We start from the raw sequence: 16,041 nt of genomic DNA on the forward strand, positions 1-16,041 counted from the left end.
GCTTGCCGTAGTCGAAGAGCCCCTCCCGGAGTTCCGGTTCCGGGAGGGGTCCTTCCCGGTGTGCGCGCCTACGGTCAGCAGTCCTCCCGCAGCGAGTGCAGATGCGCGCTGGACTTGCGGGCGAAGGCGAAGGACTCGACGGGGTTGTCGTGCTCGGCCTGCCAGTGGTGGGCGAGCCGCTGCCCGCGCAGCCGGGTCACGCCGGAGATGAACCGCTGGTAGTCGATGTCGCCGTCGCCGACGTCGGTCATGCGGTAGCCGTGCTCCGTCGACGGGTCGCTGACGCCGTCCTTGACGTGGAAGAGCGGATAGCGGTCGGGGTCGCGCTGGACGTAGTCGAGCGGCTCGAACGGCGCGGGGGTGCCGTCGGGCCGCTTGGAGAAGCGGAACTGGCCGACGTACGCCCAGTAGATGTCCATCTCCAGGTACACCAGGTCCGGGTCGGTCTCGGCGAGCAGCACGTCGTAGAGACGCACGTGCGGCTTGTCGGTGGCGAAGGAGAACTCCTCGGAGTGGTTGTGCTGGTAGAACTTCATGCCGCGTGCCCTGGCCGCCGCGCCGTAGGTGTTGAAGTCCTCGGCGGCCCGCTTCCAGGCGTCGACGGTGGAGCCGTAGCGGAACGGGCCGGAGGCGGTGCCGATGTGCTTCAGTCCGAGGGCCTCGGCGTCGTCGAGGACCTTGGCGAGGTTGGTGGCGAAGGTGTAGGCGTTCGGGTCGCTGGAGTAGTAGCCGACATGGCTGCCGATCGGGTTCAGGCCGTGGCTCCGCGCCAGCCGCTTGAGCTGGGCGAGTGTGATGGGGCCGGCCGAGCCCTGGGTGTAGCCGGCGAACTCGACCTCGTCGTAGCCGTACCGTTCCAGCTCGGCGAAGACGGGGCCGAAGCCGAGGGTGGAGACCTTGTCGCGCAGGCTGTAGAGCTGGATGCCGAGGCGGCCGGGGGGCAGCACGGGGCGGCCGCGGCCGTGCGGGGCGCTCGCGGCCCCGGTGGCGGCCGTCGCGGGGGTGGTGGCGGCGCCGAGCAGGGCGGCGGCGGTGGCGCCTGCGGCGACGCCGAGCATGCCTCGTCTGCTGATGCGGTGGCCGAGTTCGGGGTCGGGCTGGGAGAAGCGGCTCATGCCTGGAACTCCTGTGGGTCGAGGGCCGTTGTCAGTGGTGGGTGCTTCACTGGTGACCAGTCAGGAAAGACCGGCCAGTTCGAGCAGGAGTGCTTTCACGTCGGTGGCCGCGACGCGGTCGCCGACAGCGCGGGGGGTGGAGCAGATGAGGAGCGGACCGTCGTCGTCGCTCGCCGGGAGGCGGCCGTGGCTGCCTCGAATAGGTGAGGGGTCCAGGGGCACGACCGCCATGCGGTAGCGCAGGCCCAGTTTCTTGCGGGCCAGAGCCGTGGCCGCCTTCACCTTGACGTAGGGGTCCAGGGGATCCATGAAGAGTTCCACCGGGTCGTAGCCGGGTTTGCGGTGGATCTCGACGAGCTGCGCGAAGTCGGGCGCTCGGGCGTCGTCGAGCCAGTAGTAGTACGTGAACCAGGCGTCCGGCTCCGCGACGGCGACGAGTTCGCCGGAGCGCGGGTGATCGAGGTGGTGGGCCTTCTTGCCCTCGTCGTCGAGAAGCCTCCCGATGCCGGGGAGCCCGGTCAGCGCGGCTCGGGTCGCCTCCAGGTCCTCGGGGCGGCGCACGTACACATGGGCGATCTGGTGGTCGGCCACGGCGAAGGCGCGGGACGCCATCGGGTCCAGGTATTCCATGCCGTCCTGGGTGTGCACCTCCAGCAGTCCGGCGCGGCGCAGGGCCCGGTTGATGTCGACGGGCCGGGACACGCGGGTGATGCCGTACTCGGACAGCGCGACGACGGTACGGCCCTCGGCGCGGGCGTCGTCGAGCAGCGGGGCGAGCGCCGCGTCCAGGTCGGCGGCCGCCTGCAGGGAGCGCGGGTCGTCGGGTCCGAAACGCTGGAGGTCGTAGTCGAGGTGAGGGAGGTAGCAGAGGGTCAGGTCGGGGCGGCGGGTGCGCTGGATGTGGCGCGTGGCGTCGATGATCCAGCGGCTGGAGACGAGGTCGGCGCCGGGTCCCCAGAAGTGGAAGAGCGGGAACGTGCCGAACTTCCGGGTGAGTTCGTCGTGCAGGGCGGCGGGACGGGTGTAGCAGTCGGGTTCCTTGCGGCCGTCGGCGTAGTAGATCGGACGGGGGGTGACGGTGATGTCGGTGTCGGCGCCCATGGCGTACCACCAGCAGATGTTGGCGACCGTGTAGCCGGGGTGGGCGCGGCGGGCGGCGTCCCACAGTTTGTCGCCGGCGACCAGGCCGTTGTGCTGGCGCCACAGCAGGACGTCGCCGAGTTCGCGGAAGTACCAGCCGTTGCCGACGATGCCGTGCTCCGACGGCGTCGTACCGGTGAGGAAGGTGGACTGGGCGGCGCAGGTGACGGCTGGCAGCACGGTGCCGAGGGGCGCGTGGGAGCCGGACCGGGCGAGGGCCTTCAGGTGCGGCATGTGGTCGAGGAGACGGGGGGTGAGGCCGACGACGTCGAGTACGAGGAGCGGGGTGGGACGCGCCGGGGCGTGGGCGGTCACGGCAGCTCCTTCAGGCCGAGGTCGGTGAGCAGGTCGCGGGCCAGGGTGAGTTCGGCGGCGATGCCGTCGGCGAGCTGGGCGCGGGTGTGGGGCCGCAGCTCGGGCGGGAGGGCCTGCCAGGTGTAGGTCTCGACCTCCAGATGGCGGGTGAGCGGGTGCGGGCCGCCGACGAGCCGGGTCAGGGCGGTCTTCAGGACGGGGAGGGTCGAGGTGAGGGGTGCGGCGGGAGCCGCGTGCAGCGGGACGTGGAAGTGGGACCGCCAGGGTGCGCCGTCCGGCAGGGCGTCGCCCTCGATGGCCTCGCCGAGGTCGTCGGTGCCGCGCAGGCCGGCGGCGGTGGAGGTGCGGGTCTGGTGCAGGAAGCGGGGCTCGTCGAAGGTGGCGAGGGCTTCCCGGACCTCGGGGAGATGGGGTTGTTCGGCGTGCAGGGCGGCGGAGAGCTGCGACTTGACGACGGGGACACCGGCCCGGGCGAGGGCGTCCAGGGCGGTGTGCGGGTCCTCGAAGGAGGTGGCGAGATGGCAGGTGTCGACACAGATGCCGATGCGCGGGTGGTCGATCGCGGTCAGCGGGGCGAGGGCGTCGCCGGTGGTCTCGACGACGCAGCCCGGCTCCGGCTCCAGGCCGACGCGCAGCGAGCGGCCGGTGAGCTCGGCGAGGGCGTCGAGGCGTTCGCCGAGGGTGACCAGCGCGGTGCGGGCTGCGGTGGCGCGTTCGTCGTCGACGGCGGTTCGCCAGGCGAGCGGCAGGGTGGAGATACTGCCCTCGGTGACGTCGTCGGGGAGCAGTCCGGCGAGCACGCGGGCCAGGGCGGTGGTGTGGTCGAGCCGTTCCGGGTCGGCCCAGTCCGGGCGGTAGACGCGGTACTTGACCTGCTCCGCGCCGAACCCATCGTACGGGAAGCCGTTGAGGGTGACCACCTCCAGGCCGCGCCGGTCCAGCTCGGTGCGCAGGGCGCGCAGCGCGGACGGGTCGCCTTCCAACGCGCGGGCGGCGTCCCTGGCGAGCCACAGGCCGATGCCGAGGCGGTCGCGTCCGAGGCGGCGACGCACTGGTTCGCAGTGGTCGCGGAGCTGGGCGAGAACGCCGTCGAGGGTCTCCGCGGGGTGCACGTTGGTGCAGTACGCGAGGTGGACGGTGGTGCCGTCGGGGTGGCGGAAGCGCATCGATCACTCCCCGCCGCGCAGGATGGAGTTGCCCTCGTGGGTGGCGTCGGTCGTGCCCACGTCGAGGGTGAGCCGGCCGCTGAGCCCGTAGAAGGCGACGGGGTTGCGCCACAGCACCCGGTCGACGTCGTCCTCGTCGAAGCCCTCGGCGAGCATCAGGTCGCCGACCTTGCGGGTCTTCAGCGGGTCACTTCTCCCCCAGTCGGCGGCGGAGTTCACCAGGACCTGCTCGGGGCCGTGGGCGCGCAGCAGGGCGACCATCCGCGCCTCGTCCATCTTGGTGTCGGGATAGACGGAGAAACCGAGCCAGCAGCCGCTGTCCTTGGCCTCCTTGACGGTGGTCTCGTTGAGGTGGTCGAGCAGCACCCGCTCCGGGGGCAGGGCCGACTCGCGGACCACGTCGAGGGTGCGGCGCAGACCGGCGAGCTTGTCGCGGTGCGGGGTGTGCACCAGGGCCGGCAGGCCGTGGTCGGCGGCGAGCTGGAGCTGGGCGGCGAGGGCGGTGTCCTCGGCCGGGGTCATCGAGTCGTAGCCGATCTCGCCGACGGCGACCACCTGGTCCTTGACGAGATAGCGGGGCAGCTCGTCGAGGACGGGACGGCAGCGCGGGTCGTTGGCCTCCTTCGGGTTGAGGGCGATCGTGCAGTGGTGGGCGATGCCGTACTGGGCGGCGCGGTACGGCTCCCAGCCGAGGAGGGAGTCGAAGTAGTCGAGGAAGGAGGCGGGCGAGGTGCGGGGCTGGCCCAGCCAGAAGGACGGCTCCACGACGGCGCGGACACCGGCCGCGTGCATGGCCTCGTAGTCGTCGGTGGTCCGGGAGGTCATGTGGATGTGGGGGTCGAAGATGCGCATCAGGACTCCTTGCCGTGGGGGACGTCCGGTCCGTGCGACGGGGGCGGGGGCACGCTCTCGGTCAGCGCCAGCACGCGGTGCAGGTCCGCGGGGACGGGGCGGCCCGCGGCGGTGCGTTCGGCGGCGTAGTCGCCGAGCATGCGGGCGAGTTCGCGGTCGGCGCGGGCGCGGTCCTCCAGGTCGGCCACCTCGTCGACGGGCACGCCGGTGAACAGGCACTTCAGGACGGCGTGGCGCCAGCTGTGGGCGTCGAGGTGCCGGGCGGCGTACGGGCCGACGGCGGCGGCCAGCAGCCGGGTGTCGTTGGTGCGCAGGGCGTCCTCGACGAGCGGCAGCGCCTCCGGGCCCGGGACCAGGTGGCTCAAGGCGTGCAGGACGGCGCGGCGTTCCGCGGCCGTGCCCTGTGCGTAGACACGGCTCAGCGCGGCCGGGTCGGCGCGGGCGGCGTGCAGGATCAGCACCCGGGCGGCGTCGGCGTGCACGGCGCCGCACCGGCGGCCGGCCTCGGCGAGCCGCAGTTCCCACACCGAGATCGGGCCGTGCGTACCCGGATGCGCGGTGGCCTCGGCGAGGGCCTGGTCGAGCCAGGCGCGGGCGGCTCCGGACAGTTCGGCGGCGACGCGGGCGTGGAGGTCGTGCGGTGGGGTGCGGGCGAGGGTGGTGCCCGCGGTCGGACCGCCCCGGTCGGGCTGTGCGTGGGTCATGGGGTGCTCCCTTGTGGGGTTGGCGCCGCGTGACGGAGGAAGGGCAGGGACAACTCGGCGAGGTGCGGGCCCGCGTGCGAGTGGCGGGGCAGTTCGACGACGGTGAGCCCCTGGTAGCCGGTGGCGGCCAGGGCCGCGAGGACCGGCGGGAAGTCGATCTCGCCGTCCCCGAAGGGAAGGTGTTCGTGGACGCCTCGGCGCATGTCCTCGATCTGGACGTGGCGCAGCCAGGGTGCGGCGGTGCGGACGCAGTCGGCGGGAGGGAGCGGTTCGAGGCACTGGCAGTGGCCGATGTCCAGGGTGAGCCCGAGCGGTTCGGGGTCGCCCAGGAGGCGGCGCAGGTGGTGGAAGTCGGCGAGGGTGGCGACGAGGTGGCCCGGTTCGGGTTCGACGGCGAGGGGGACTCCGGCGGTCGCGGCGGCGTCCAGGACGGTGGTGAGCCCGTCGGCGAGGCGCTTCCACTCCGAGTCCGGGTCGGTGCCGACCGGGGTGATGCCGCTGAAGCAGTGCACGGCGTGCGCGCCGAGGTCGGCGGCGACGCGCACCGCCCGCAGCAGCAGGTCGACGCGGCGGGCCCGGTCGTCGGGGGCGGCGTCCAGCAGCGAGGGTCCGTGCTTGCGGCGCGAGTCGAGGACGTAGCGGGCGCCCGTCTCGACGGTCACCGACAGCCCCAGTGCCTGGAGGCGCTCCGCGACACGGCGGGTGCGGGCGGCGAGGTCGGGGGCGAGGGGGTCGAGGTGCATGTGGTCGAGGGTCAGACCGACACCGTCGTAGCCGAGGTCGGCGAGCAGGGCGAGGGCGTCGTCGAGGCGGAGGTCGGCGAGACCGTTGGTGCCGTAGCCGAAGCGGAGCGGCGACGGGGAGCCGGGGCCGGGGGCGTGCGGGCTCATGTGACGCTCACCTTCCTCGCGTACTTGCGTCCGATCGGGGCGAGCGCGGCGACGGCGAGGGCGGTGACGCGGGCTCCCGAGCGGGCGGCGAGCGCGGCCTGCAACGGGATGGTGGCGCGGATGCCTCCGCCGACGGCGCGTTGGGTGAGAGGAGGTGACGGGTTGAGGGCGGCGTGGAGATAGGGGCGGGCGACGGTCGCGGCGTAGGCGGCGCCGAGGGCGGTGCGCAGGACGGCCGCCGGACCGGTTCCGCCCGGCTGCCCGGTTTCTCGCGGCTGCCCGGATGCGGTCGGACGGCCGGAGGTGATCAGCCGCGTCAGCACGGCGGAGGTGGTGAGCGCGGCGAGGGGGACGAGAGGAGAGCCGCCCTGGGTCTCCCGGCGGGAGACGGTGGTGACGGCGAGGGTGTGGGTGCCGAGGAGCGCGGCGGACGGGAGGGCGCTGCGGGTACCGGCGCCGGTGGCGGCGGCCCCGAGGAGCAGGTCGAGGCCGCGGGCGGCGGCCATCGCGGCTGGCCCGGCCGGCGTGCGCTTCAGGACCAGGTCGTACGCCCAGACCGTGGTGGCGAGGGGCGCGGCCACGGCGAGCGCGGGGCGGCCGGCGCAGGCCGCGAGGGCGAGCCCGGCGCCGGTCAGGGCACAGGCCGCGGCGAGAGCCGCCGCCGGTCGGACTCGGCCGGACGGGAGCGGCCGGTGCGGCCTGTCCCGAGCGTCCTCGGCCCGGTCCGCCCAGTCGTTCAGGGCCATGCCGGCCTCGTAAAGGCACAGGGAGGAGCCGATGGCGAGCAGAGTGCGCGGGCCGGGACGCACACCGGTCGCGGCGGCTCCCGCCAGGGCGTCGCCGGGGACGGTGAAGAGGGCGGGGAGGCGGAGGAGTTCGGCCCAGGCACGGGGGCGGGAGGGGGAAGGGGCAGGGGAGAGAGAAGGGGCAGGGTGGGAGGTGTCGGAAGCCGTGCCCGTGCGGGCGCCGATGACCGTGCCGGAGGCCGTGTCGGTGCCGAGCTCCGCCTCGGTGCCCGCGCCGGTGCCGGTGGCGGTGTCTGTGCCGGTGGCCGTGGCGGTGTCGCTGCCGGTGCCGGTGCCGGTGTCGCTGTCCGTGTCCCTGCCGGTGCCGGTGTCTGTGACTGTGTCCGTGCCGGTGCCGGTGCCGGTGCCGGTACCCGCGCCGCTGACTACGGCGGTGCCGGTGCCCAACCCCCGCCGGATACCGCCGGCGTCCGAGGCAGCCGGTCCGGACTCCCCGGGACGGCGCGCGCTCACCGCTGCTCCCCGGTGGGATCCGCCGCGGTGTCCCGCGCGCCGCGCCTCAGCCGGTCCGCGAACGCGATCAGGGCCGCGTACTGCTCGCCCAGGGACGACGGCCCGTCGCCCACCGGGTCCTTGAAGTAGAAGCCCAGCTCGCCGAGGGGGCCGGACAGGCCCGCCTCGTGGGCGCGGGCGGTGAGCCGGGCCAGGTCCAGGACCAGGGGGGCGGCGAGGGCGGAGTCGCAGCCCTGCCAGATGGTCTGGAGGATCATGCGGGTGCCGAGGAAGCCGTCGAAGGCGATGTGGTCCCAGGCGGTCTTCCAGTCGCCGAGCGCGGGCACGTCGTCGATGTGGACCTCGCCCTCGGGGGCGGCGCCGAGCGTGTCGGCGAGGACGCGTTCCTTGCCGGCGTTCTTCGCCGCCGCCGCGGCCGGGTCGGCGAGTGCCGCGCCGTCGCCGCCGCCCAGGAGGTTGGTGCCGGACCAGGCCCGCACCGAGAGGGCCCGCTGGGCGAACATCGGGCCGAGCACCGACCGCAGCAGCGTCTGCCCGGTCTTGCCGTCGCGGCCCGCGTACGGCAGACCCGCGGCCTCGGCCTCGGCGGCGAGTCCCGGGTGGTGCAGGCCGGTGGAGGGCGTGAAGTTGACGTACGGGCAGCCCGCGCGCACGGCCGCCGCCGCGTACAGGGAGCTGGTCGGCGGCTCCGCCGCGGTCGGGGCCGGCTCCGTCGAGGCGACGTTCACCACGACGGCCCGGGCCAGCCCGTTCCGGCGTATGAAGTCTCGTATGTCGGAGGCGAAGACGGTGATCAGGTCCTCTGCGCTCCGGGTGTCACCGGTGTGTCCCGGAACCGGGCCGCCCGGCCGGATCTCGTGATCGGCGGCGGCCAGGTCGGCGGCGACGGCGGCCGGCAGGCCCGCTGGCAGGACGCCGCCCGCCGCCAGGGCCTCGGCGCGTTTGGGCAGGGGGTAGTCCACGATGTCGTGGCCGCCGAAGACGAGTGACGACAGCGGCGGCAGGCCGCTGTCCTCGAACGGTGGGGTCTCGGTGACCATGCCCGTGGGCGGGTGCAGGCCCGCCGTGACGGCGGCGCAGCCCGCGACGACGGTGGTGGCGACGGAACCGCGGGCTCCGATCAGCCAGACGCCGACGCGCGGCTGGGAAACGGACGCGGACATGGGCAGCCTCCTTGTCCCCAAGTGATGGCCGGATGTCGTCCCCGTTGCGGTGGCCGGGAGACGGCGGGCGGGGGTCCGGCGTCCCCGCCCGCCGCCGTTCAGTCGCCCGTGACGGGCAGTTCCTTCAGCTGGATGTTCCGGAAGGAGACCTGGTCGTCGGCGCCGTGGTTCTGCAGGCCGATGTGACCGTCGGTCAGGCTCCGCTGTGGGTCCTTGTTGGTGAAGTCGTTGATCTTGACTCCGTTGAGGAACACCTGGAGGCGTTCGCCCTGGACCTTGATCTCGTAGGAGTTCCACTGGCCGGGCGGCCGCAGGACCTGGTCACGGGCCTTGATGTTCGCCGACTTGAACGAGTAGACGGAGCCCGTGGTGCGGTCGGGGGCGTCCGTGGCGTCGATCTGGATCTCGTAGCCCTTGTTCACCGCGGACCAGGGGTCGTCGGAGGCCGGGAAGCCCACGAAGATCCCGGAGTTGTCGTCGCCCTGCATCTTCCAGTCGAGCTTGAGCGAGTAGGACTTCAGCTCCTTGGCCTGGTACCAGAGCAGACCCATGCCGCCCTCGGTCTCCAGGGTGCCGTCCTTGACGTTGAACTTGCCGGGGCCGGCCTGCTTCCAGCCGTCCAGGGTCTGGCCGTTGAAGATCTCGCGGTAGCCCTTGCCCGGCTTGCAGTCGGCCTTGACCTGCCCGGTGGCGTACTGGAGACCGCCGAGCAGATGCGCCCGGAAGGCCTCCTCGGCGTAGGACTCCTTGGTGTGGCCGCCGCCGGTGTAGAAGGAGCGGCCGCCGCCGTAGCTCTGGCACCAGGCGATCGGGTGGTCGCCCTTCATGGTGCCGCCCTGGTAGGTGGTCTCGTCGAGGGTGGCGAGGACCTTGGCCTGCTCGCGCGGGTTGGTGCGGTAGTTGTACCACTCGTCGGTGCGCTGCCAGGCGTCGTCCAGGTGCGCGGTGGACGGGTGGCCGTGGTCCTCGACGCGTACGGTGGCCTGCTGGATGGCCGGGTGCGAGGTGAAGTAGGCGCCGACGAGGCCGCCGTAGAACTCCCAGTCGTACTCGGTGTCGGCCGCGGCGTGGATGCCCATGTAGCCACCGCCACCCGCCACGTAGTCCTCGAACGCCTTCTGCTGCTCGGCGTCGAGCACGTCACCGGTGGTGGACAGGAAGGCCACCGCGTCGTACTTGGCGAGGTTGGTGGTGGTGAACTGCCGGGCCTCCTCGGTCGCGTCGACCGTGATGCCGGCCGGGGCGCCAAGCTCCTTCAGGGCGGCGATGCCGGCCGGGATGGAGTCGTGGCGGAAACCGGCGGTCTTGGAGAAGACCAGGACCTTCTTGCCGCCCTTGAACGGCTCCTTGGAGAACTCGAAGTCGTCGACGTCGAACAGCGCGCCCTCGCCGCCCTCGAAGACCAGGTAGATGTCCGTGGTCTTCTTCGGCAGCGACCGCAGCGGCACGTCGACGTTCTGGAACGTCTCCCAGCCGCCGGTCGGCGGGATGTACGCCGAACCGTGCAGCGGCCCCTCGGGCGAGCCGGTGCGCAGCTCGATGAAGCCGCCCGCGCCACCGGAGGAGGCCCGCACGGTCATCTTCTTCTGCCCGTCGAACCGGTAGGGGGTGAAGGAGATCCAGTCACCGTCGTGCACGTCGCCGACGGTCCTGCCGCCGTTGGCGCCGGTCTTGTCGATGACCGACACGCCCGACTGGGTGGAGAAGTGCTCGCCCTGGCGGTGCAGCGGCTGCAGCACGGTGCGGGCGGTGCCGGTCAGCGCCTCCTGGCCGTTCGCCCCGCCGTCGGTGTAGCTGGCGCCGACGACGCCGTAGATGTTGGCGTTGGGGTCGTGGCCGCCGTCACCGGCAGGCGGCTTCAGGGTGCCCTCGCAGCCCATCTCGCTGGTCAGCTCGTGGGCGTGGGAGTCGTGGCCGAGGCTGTAAGCGACCTTGACCTTGGAGCAGTCGATGGTCTCCTCGGGGTCGGTGACGGTCACCTTGAACGGAACGGGTTGGCCGAAGGCGGCCAGGCTTCCGTTGCCCGGGACGTCGATCCGCACCTTGGGCTCGGTGTTGCCGACCACGATCCGGACGCTGGCGTTGCCGGTGTTGCCCTCGGGGTCCTTGGCGGTGAAGGTGGCGCTGTAGGTGCCGGCCTTCTTGTACCGGTGGGTGGGGTTGAGGCCCTCGCCCTTGGTGCCGTCGCCGAAGTCCCAGCTGTAGGTGAGGTCCGTGGAGTCGGCGTCCTTGGCGGAGCCGGTGAACGTGACCTTCAGGCCGGCCGCTCCGGACGTCTTGTCGGCGCTGACCTCGGCGATCGGGGAGAAGCCGTCCTCGGCGTTCTCGATCCGGTACAGCGCGGAGTGCTCGTCGCCCTGGAACCAGGAGACGCCGTAGTCGAGGACGTAGAGCGCGCCGTCGGGGCCGAACTCCATGTCCATGATCTGGGTGCCGGTCCACGGGAAGTCGTTGATCTTCGCGACGGAGCCGTCCGCGTTCTGCTCGATCCGCTTGATCCAGCGGCGGCCGAACTCACCCGCGAAGAAGTCGCCGTCGTACGCCTCGGGGAACTTCACGCTGGAGTCGAGGTCGGGGTCGTAGCGGTAGACCGGGCCGGCCATCGGGGACTCGGAGCCGGTGCCGAACTCGGGCACGGAGCCGCCGTCGTACGGGATCCAGGCGGCCTGCGCGGGCGGCAGGTCGACCAGGCCCGTGTTGTGCGGGGAGGTGTTCTTCGGGGCGGCGCAGTCGAACTTCTCGCCGGACTCCTTGGTGGCGAAGTCGTAGTCGCGGTAGGCGTCGTTGTCGCCGGTGCAGAACGGCCAGCCGAAGTTGGCCGCCTTGGTCACCTTGGCGAACTCGACCTGTCCCGCCGGGCCGCGGTTCGGGTCGGCGGCGCCCGCGTCGGGGCCGTAGTCACCGACGTAGACGATGCCGGTCTTGTCGTCGACGCTCATCCGGAACGGGTTGCGGAAGCCCATCGCGTAGATCTCGGGGCGGGTCTTCTGCGTGCCCGGGGCGAAGAGGTTGCCCTCCGGGATGGTGTACGAGCCGTCCTCGGCGACCTTGATGCGCAGGATCTTGCCGCGCAGGTCGTTGGTGTTGCCGGAACTGCGGCGGGCGTCGAAGGCCGGGTTGCGGTTCGGCCGGTCGTCGATCGGCGTGTAGCCGTCGGAGGCGAAGGGGTTGGTGTCGTCGCCGGTCGACAGGTAGAGGTTGCCGTCCGCGTCGAAGTCGATGTCGCCGCCGACGTGGCAGCAGGTGCCGCGGGAGGCCGCGACGTCGATGACCTTCTTCTCGCTGGCCAGGTTCAGCGTGCCGTTGGCGTTCAGCACGAACCGGGACAGGCGGTTGACCCCGTCGAACTTCTTGAAGTCCTCGGCGGTGCCGGTCTCCGGGGCGTCGCCCGCGGGGGTGTCCAGCGGCGGGGCGTAGTAGAGGTAGATCGCGCGGTTGTTCTCGAAGTCCGGGTCGATGCCGACGCCCTGCAGGCCTTCCTCGTCGTGGCTGTAGACGTCGAGCTTGCCGGCGATCTTGGTGACACCGCCCTGGTCGGTGAGGCGCAGGGTGCCGTCGCGTGAGGTGTGCAGGACGCTGCGGTCCGGGAGCACGGCGAGCGACATGGGCTCGCCCATCTCGGGTTCGCCCTTGGCGAGGGGCACCTGCTGGAACTGCCCCTCGGCGGCGGCCGCTTCGTCGTGTTCCGGGTGGCCGGGGTGGGCGCCGGCGACGGTGGCCGGGGTGCCCACGGCCAGGAGCAGGCCGGTGAACAGGGCGAGGCTGGTGCGAAGCCTGGGCCGCCTGGGAGCGCGGGTGCTTCTGAGTCTGGTTCTGTGCACGAAGTCCCTCCGGGAACGGGGTGGGCCGTACGGGATGGGTGCGAAGACGTGCGGTGCGGGCGCCGGGGTGCGCCGTCACCCCGGAGGCGTGTGTGTCCTGAACACTTCAAGGACGGTAACCGTGTCCGTCCGGGGCGAACACCCCTTGCGCCAGGATCGGTTGAACTTTCTCCCACCACAGGACAAAGCAGTATCCGGGCAGGTCGGAGGGGGGACCGGCGGCTGTTCCGGTCCCCGGCCCCGACCTGCTGCCGGGCGGGTGGATCAGCTGTTGAACGCGGCGTCGAAGGACGCGCTGGGCGGCTCGAAGTCGTACGCCTTGAGCCGGGTCAGGGCCTCCGGGGCGCCCTGGAGCCGGTCCATGCCTGCGTCCTCCCACTCGACCGAGACCGGGCCGGCGTAGTCGATGGAGCGCAGCATCCGGAAGACGTCCTCCCAGGGCACGTCGCCGTGCCCGGCCGACACGAAGTCCCAGCCGCGGCGGGGATCGCCCCAGGGCAGGTGGGAGCCGAGGCGGCCGTTGCGGCCGTCGAGGCGCCTGCGGGCCTCCTTGCAGTCGACGTGGTAGATCCGGTCGCGGAAGTCCCACAGGAAGCCGACCGGGTCGAGGTCCTGCCACACGAAGTGGGAGGGGTCGAAGTTGAGGCCGAAGGCCGGTCGACGGTCGACCGCGTCCAGCGCGCGTACAGTCGTCCAGTAATCGTATGCGATCTCACTGGGGTGGACCTCGTGCGCGAACCGCACGCCCTCCGCGTCGAAGACGTCGAGGATCGGGTTCCACCGTTCGGCGAAGTCCTCGTAGCCGCGCTCGATCATCGACTCGGGAGCGGGCGGGAACATGGCGACCAGGTGCCAGATCGCGGAGCCGGTGAACCCGATGACGGTGTCGACGCCGAAGGCGGCCGCGGCGCGGGCGGTGTCCTTCATACGCTCCGCCGCACGCTGCCGCACCCCTTCCGGGTCGCCGTCGCCCCATACGTCGCCGGGCAGGATCGCCTGGTGGCGTTCGTCGATGATGGCGTCGCAGACCGCCTGGCCGACCAGGTGGTTGGAGACGGCCCAGCATTTCAGCCCGTACTTGTCGAGCAGCTGGTGCCGGGAGGCGACGTACGACGGGTCGGCGAGCGCCTTGTCGACCTCGAAGTGGTCCCCCCAGCAGGCGAGTTCCAGGCCGTCGTAGCCGAAGTCGCGGGCGAGGCGGCAGACCTCCTCGAGCGGGAGGTCGGCCCACTGACCGGTGAAGAGCGTGAATCTGCGCGGCATACCGCTGTCTCCTCCTCAGGCTGCTATCGGCGTGTAGACGGAGTTCTTCTCGGCGCTCTCCTCCACCGCGGCGAGCACGCGCTGCACCTGCAGTCCGTCGGCGAACGAGGGCTCGGGGCGGCGGCCCTCGGCGACCGCGTGGACCAGGTCGCGGGCCTGGTGGACGAAGGTGTGCTCGTAGCCGAGGCCATGGCCCGGCGGCCACCAGGCGTCCAGGTAGGGGTGGTCGGGTTCGGTGACGAGGATGCGGCGGAAGCCGGCGTGCGTGCCGGGCTCGGTCGCGTCGTGGTACCAGAGCTCGTTCAGCCGTTCCAGGTCGAAGGCGAGCGAGCCGTGTTCGCCGTTGAGTTCCAGACGCAGGGCGTTCTTGCGGCCGGTGGCGTACCGGGTGGCCTCGAAGGAGGCGAGGGCACCGGAGGCGAACCGGCCGGTGAACAGGGCGGCGTCGTCGACGGTGACGGTTCCGGTGCCGTTCGACGAGACGGCGGCCAGGCCCGAGGTGGGTCCGCCGGGCAGCGGCCGCTGCCGTACGAACGTCTCGGTGAGCGCGGAGACCCCGGCCAGCGGCTCGCCGGCCAGGTACTGGGCGAGGTCGACGATGTGCGCGCCGAGGTCACCGAGCGAGCCGGAGCCGGCCAGCTCCTTGCGCAGCCGCCAGGTGAGCGGGAACTCCGGGTCGACCAGCCAGTCCTGGAGATACGTCACCCTGACGTGCCGCAGGGTGCCGAGGCGGCCCTCGGCGACCATCCGCCGGGCCAGCGCGGTGGCGGGGACACGGCGGTAGTTGAAGCCGACCATCGCCAGCTGTCCGCGCCCGTACGCGGCTTCCGCGGCCGTGGCCATGGCCTCGGCCTCCTCGACGGTGTTCGCGAGGGGCTTCTCGCACAGCACGTGCTTGCCGGCGGCGAGCGCGGCGAGCGCGATCTCGGCGTGGCTGTCGCCGGGGGTGCAGATGTCGACGAGGTCGACGTCGTCCCGGGCGATCAGCGCCCGCCAGTCCGTCTCGGCCGTGGCCCAGCCGTGCCGGTCGGCCGCCGCGCGCACCGCGTCCGCGTCCCGGCCGCAGATCGCGGCCATGACCGGGCGCCGGGGCAGGTCGAAGACGCGGCCGGCGGTGCGCCAGCCCTGGGAGTGGGCGGCGCCCATGAAGGCGTATCCGACCATGCCGATGCGCAGCGGGGGCTTGTCGGTCCCGGGCTCCGGCGCTGCTGACTGCTCCGGCTCTTGCATGCAGATGTCCTCCTCGTCTGGTGGGCCGCCGGGGCGGCCCGTGCCGTGCGCGGTGGGGGGTGCGGACGGCTCACTCGAAGCCGGTGGGCATGTACTGGTCGACGTTCGTCTTGTCGACGACGGCCGAGTAGAGCGTGATGGACGCCGGGATCTCGAACTCGGCGAGGCCGCCGACGCCTTTGCCCTGGCCGAGGGCGCGGGCGAGGTCGATCGCGGACGCGGCCATGGTGGGCGGGTAGAGGACGGTCGCCTTGAGGACACCGTCGTCCTGCTTGATGGCCTGGAAGGCGGAGAGCGCGCCGGCTCCGCCGACCATCAGGAAGCCGTCGCGGCCGGCCTGTTCGATGGCGCGCAGCGCGCCCACGCCCTGGTCGTCGTCGTGGTTCCACAGGGCGTCGAACTCGGACTGGGCCTGGAGCAGCTGGGCCATCTTGGCCTGTCCGGACTCGACGGTGAAGTCGGCGGCCTGGCGGGCCACCTTCTTGATGTTGGGGTAGTTCTTCAGGGCGTCGTCGAAGCCCTGGGTGCGCTGCTTGGTCAGTTCGAGGTTGTCCAGACCGGCGAGTTCGATGACGCGGGCGTTCGGCTTGTCCTTGAGTTTCTCGCCGATGTAGTGCCCGGCGTTGAGGCCCATGCCGTAGTTGTCGCCGCCGATCCAGCAGCGGTAGGCCTGCGGGGTGTTGAAGACCCGGTCGAGGTTGACGACGGGGATGCCCGCGCGCATCGCCTTGAGGCCGACCTGGGTGAGGGCCTTGCCGTCGGCGGGCAGGACGACCAGGACGTCGACCTTCTTGTTGATCAGGGTTTCGATCTGCCCGATCTGCGCGGCGGTGTCGTTGGAGCCCTCGGTGATCTCCAGGGTGACGTCCTGGTACTTCTCGGCGCGGCTCTTGGCGTTCTCGTTGATGGCGTTGAGCCAGCCGTGGTCGGCCTGCGGGCCGGCGAAGCCGATGGTGACCGGCTTGCCCGGCTTGTCGTCGGCGGCGGGCTGGTCGCCCGCCGCGGGCTCGTCGTCCTTCTTCTCGTTACTCGTGCAACCCGCGAGAAGGGCACCGGCGGAGACGGCGGCGGTCCCGAAGAGCAGTCCTCTGCGACTGGTGAGGTGCGACATGGCGGTGAACCC

At 72.1% G+C, this 16,041-nt stretch carries 12 protein-coding genes; all 12 read right to left on the reverse strand.

All coding sequences use genetic code 11. The features are described from left to right. Positions 1–74: 74 nt before the first annotated feature. On the reverse strand, positions 75–1,115 hold the full coding sequence (locus ACSU6L_RS06190; protein WP_437054330.1) for a sugar phosphate isomerase/epimerase family protein: 1,041 nt from the start codon (positions 1,113–1,115) through the stop codon (positions 75–77). Positions 1,116–1,175: 60 nt separating this feature from the next. Further along, positions 1,176–2,570 carry a nucleotide pyrophosphatase/phosphodiesterase family protein gene (locus tag ACSU6L_RS06195; RefSeq protein ID WP_437054332.1) on the reverse strand — a complete coding sequence of 465 codons (1,395 nt, stop codon included), beginning with the start codon at positions 2,568–2,570 and terminating at the stop codon, positions 1,176–1,178. Next, positions 2,567–3,736 (reverse strand): metabolite traffic protein EboE, encoded by a 1,170-nt coding sequence (gene eboE, locus ACSU6L_RS06200; protein WP_437054334.1) that lies wholly within the window; start codon positions 3,734–3,736, stop codon positions 2,567–2,569. Before eboE ends, ACSU6L_RS06195 begins: the two co-directional genes overlap by 4 nt. 3 nt (positions 3,737–3,739) lie before the next feature. Next, on the reverse strand, positions 3,740–4,588 hold the full coding sequence (locus ACSU6L_RS06205) for a TatD family hydrolase (RefSeq protein ID WP_437054336.1): 849 nt from the start codon (positions 4,586–4,588) through the stop codon (positions 3,740–3,742). Further along, positions 4,588–5,292: an EboA domain-containing protein gene (locus tag ACSU6L_RS06210; RefSeq protein ID WP_437054338.1), complete on the reverse strand. Its 705-nt coding sequence runs from the start codon at positions 5,290–5,292 to the stop codon at positions 4,588–4,590. Before ACSU6L_RS06210 ends, ACSU6L_RS06205 begins: the two co-directional genes overlap by 1 nt. Continuing rightward, complete coding sequence (locus tag ACSU6L_RS06215) at positions 5,289–6,182, reverse strand: sugar phosphate isomerase/epimerase family protein (protein ID WP_437054340.1); 894 nt, start codon at positions 6,180–6,182, stop codon at positions 5,289–5,291. Before ACSU6L_RS06215 ends, ACSU6L_RS06210 begins: the two co-directional genes overlap by 4 nt. Continuing rightward, a complete protein-coding gene (locus tag ACSU6L_RS06220; RefSeq protein WP_437064787.1) occupies positions 6,179–7,153 on the reverse strand; it encodes an SCO3242 family prenyltransferase in 975 nt (324 codons plus the stop codon). Before ACSU6L_RS06220 ends, ACSU6L_RS06215 begins: the two co-directional genes overlap by 4 nt. Before the next feature lie 284 nt (positions 7,154–7,437). Continuing rightward, complete coding sequence (locus ACSU6L_RS06225; RefSeq protein WP_437054342.1) at positions 7,438–8,604, reverse strand: inositol-3-phosphate synthase; 1,167 nt, start codon at positions 8,602–8,604, stop codon at positions 7,438–7,440. Between the two features lie 98 nt (positions 8,605–8,702). Then, a complete protein-coding gene (locus ACSU6L_RS06230; RefSeq protein ID WP_437054344.1) occupies positions 8,703–12,425 on the reverse strand; it encodes a ThuA domain-containing protein in 3,723 nt (1,240 codons plus the stop codon). A 264-nt stretch (positions 12,426–12,689) separates the two neighbouring features. Next, positions 12,690–13,688 carry a sugar phosphate isomerase/epimerase family protein gene (locus ACSU6L_RS06235; RefSeq protein WP_437054346.1) on the reverse strand — a complete coding sequence of 333 codons (999 nt, stop codon included), beginning with the start codon at positions 13,686–13,688 and terminating at the stop codon, positions 12,690–12,692. Positions 13,689–13,703: 15 nt separating this feature from the next. Further along, positions 13,704–14,918 (reverse strand): Gfo/Idh/MocA family protein, encoded by a 1,215-nt coding sequence (locus tag ACSU6L_RS06240; protein WP_437054348.1) that lies wholly within the window; start codon positions 14,916–14,918, stop codon positions 13,704–13,706. Positions 14,919–14,988: 70 nt separating this feature from the next. Further along, a complete protein-coding gene (locus ACSU6L_RS06245) occupies positions 14,989–16,029 on the reverse strand; it encodes a substrate-binding domain-containing protein (protein ID WP_073942654.1) in 1,041 nt (346 codons plus the stop codon). Positions 16,030–16,041 lie beyond the last annotated feature (12 nt).

The organism is Streptomyces sp. enrichment culture (assembly GCF_964272855.1).
GTDB lineage: Bacteria > Actinomycetota > Actinomycetes > Streptomycetales > Streptomycetaceae > Streptomyces.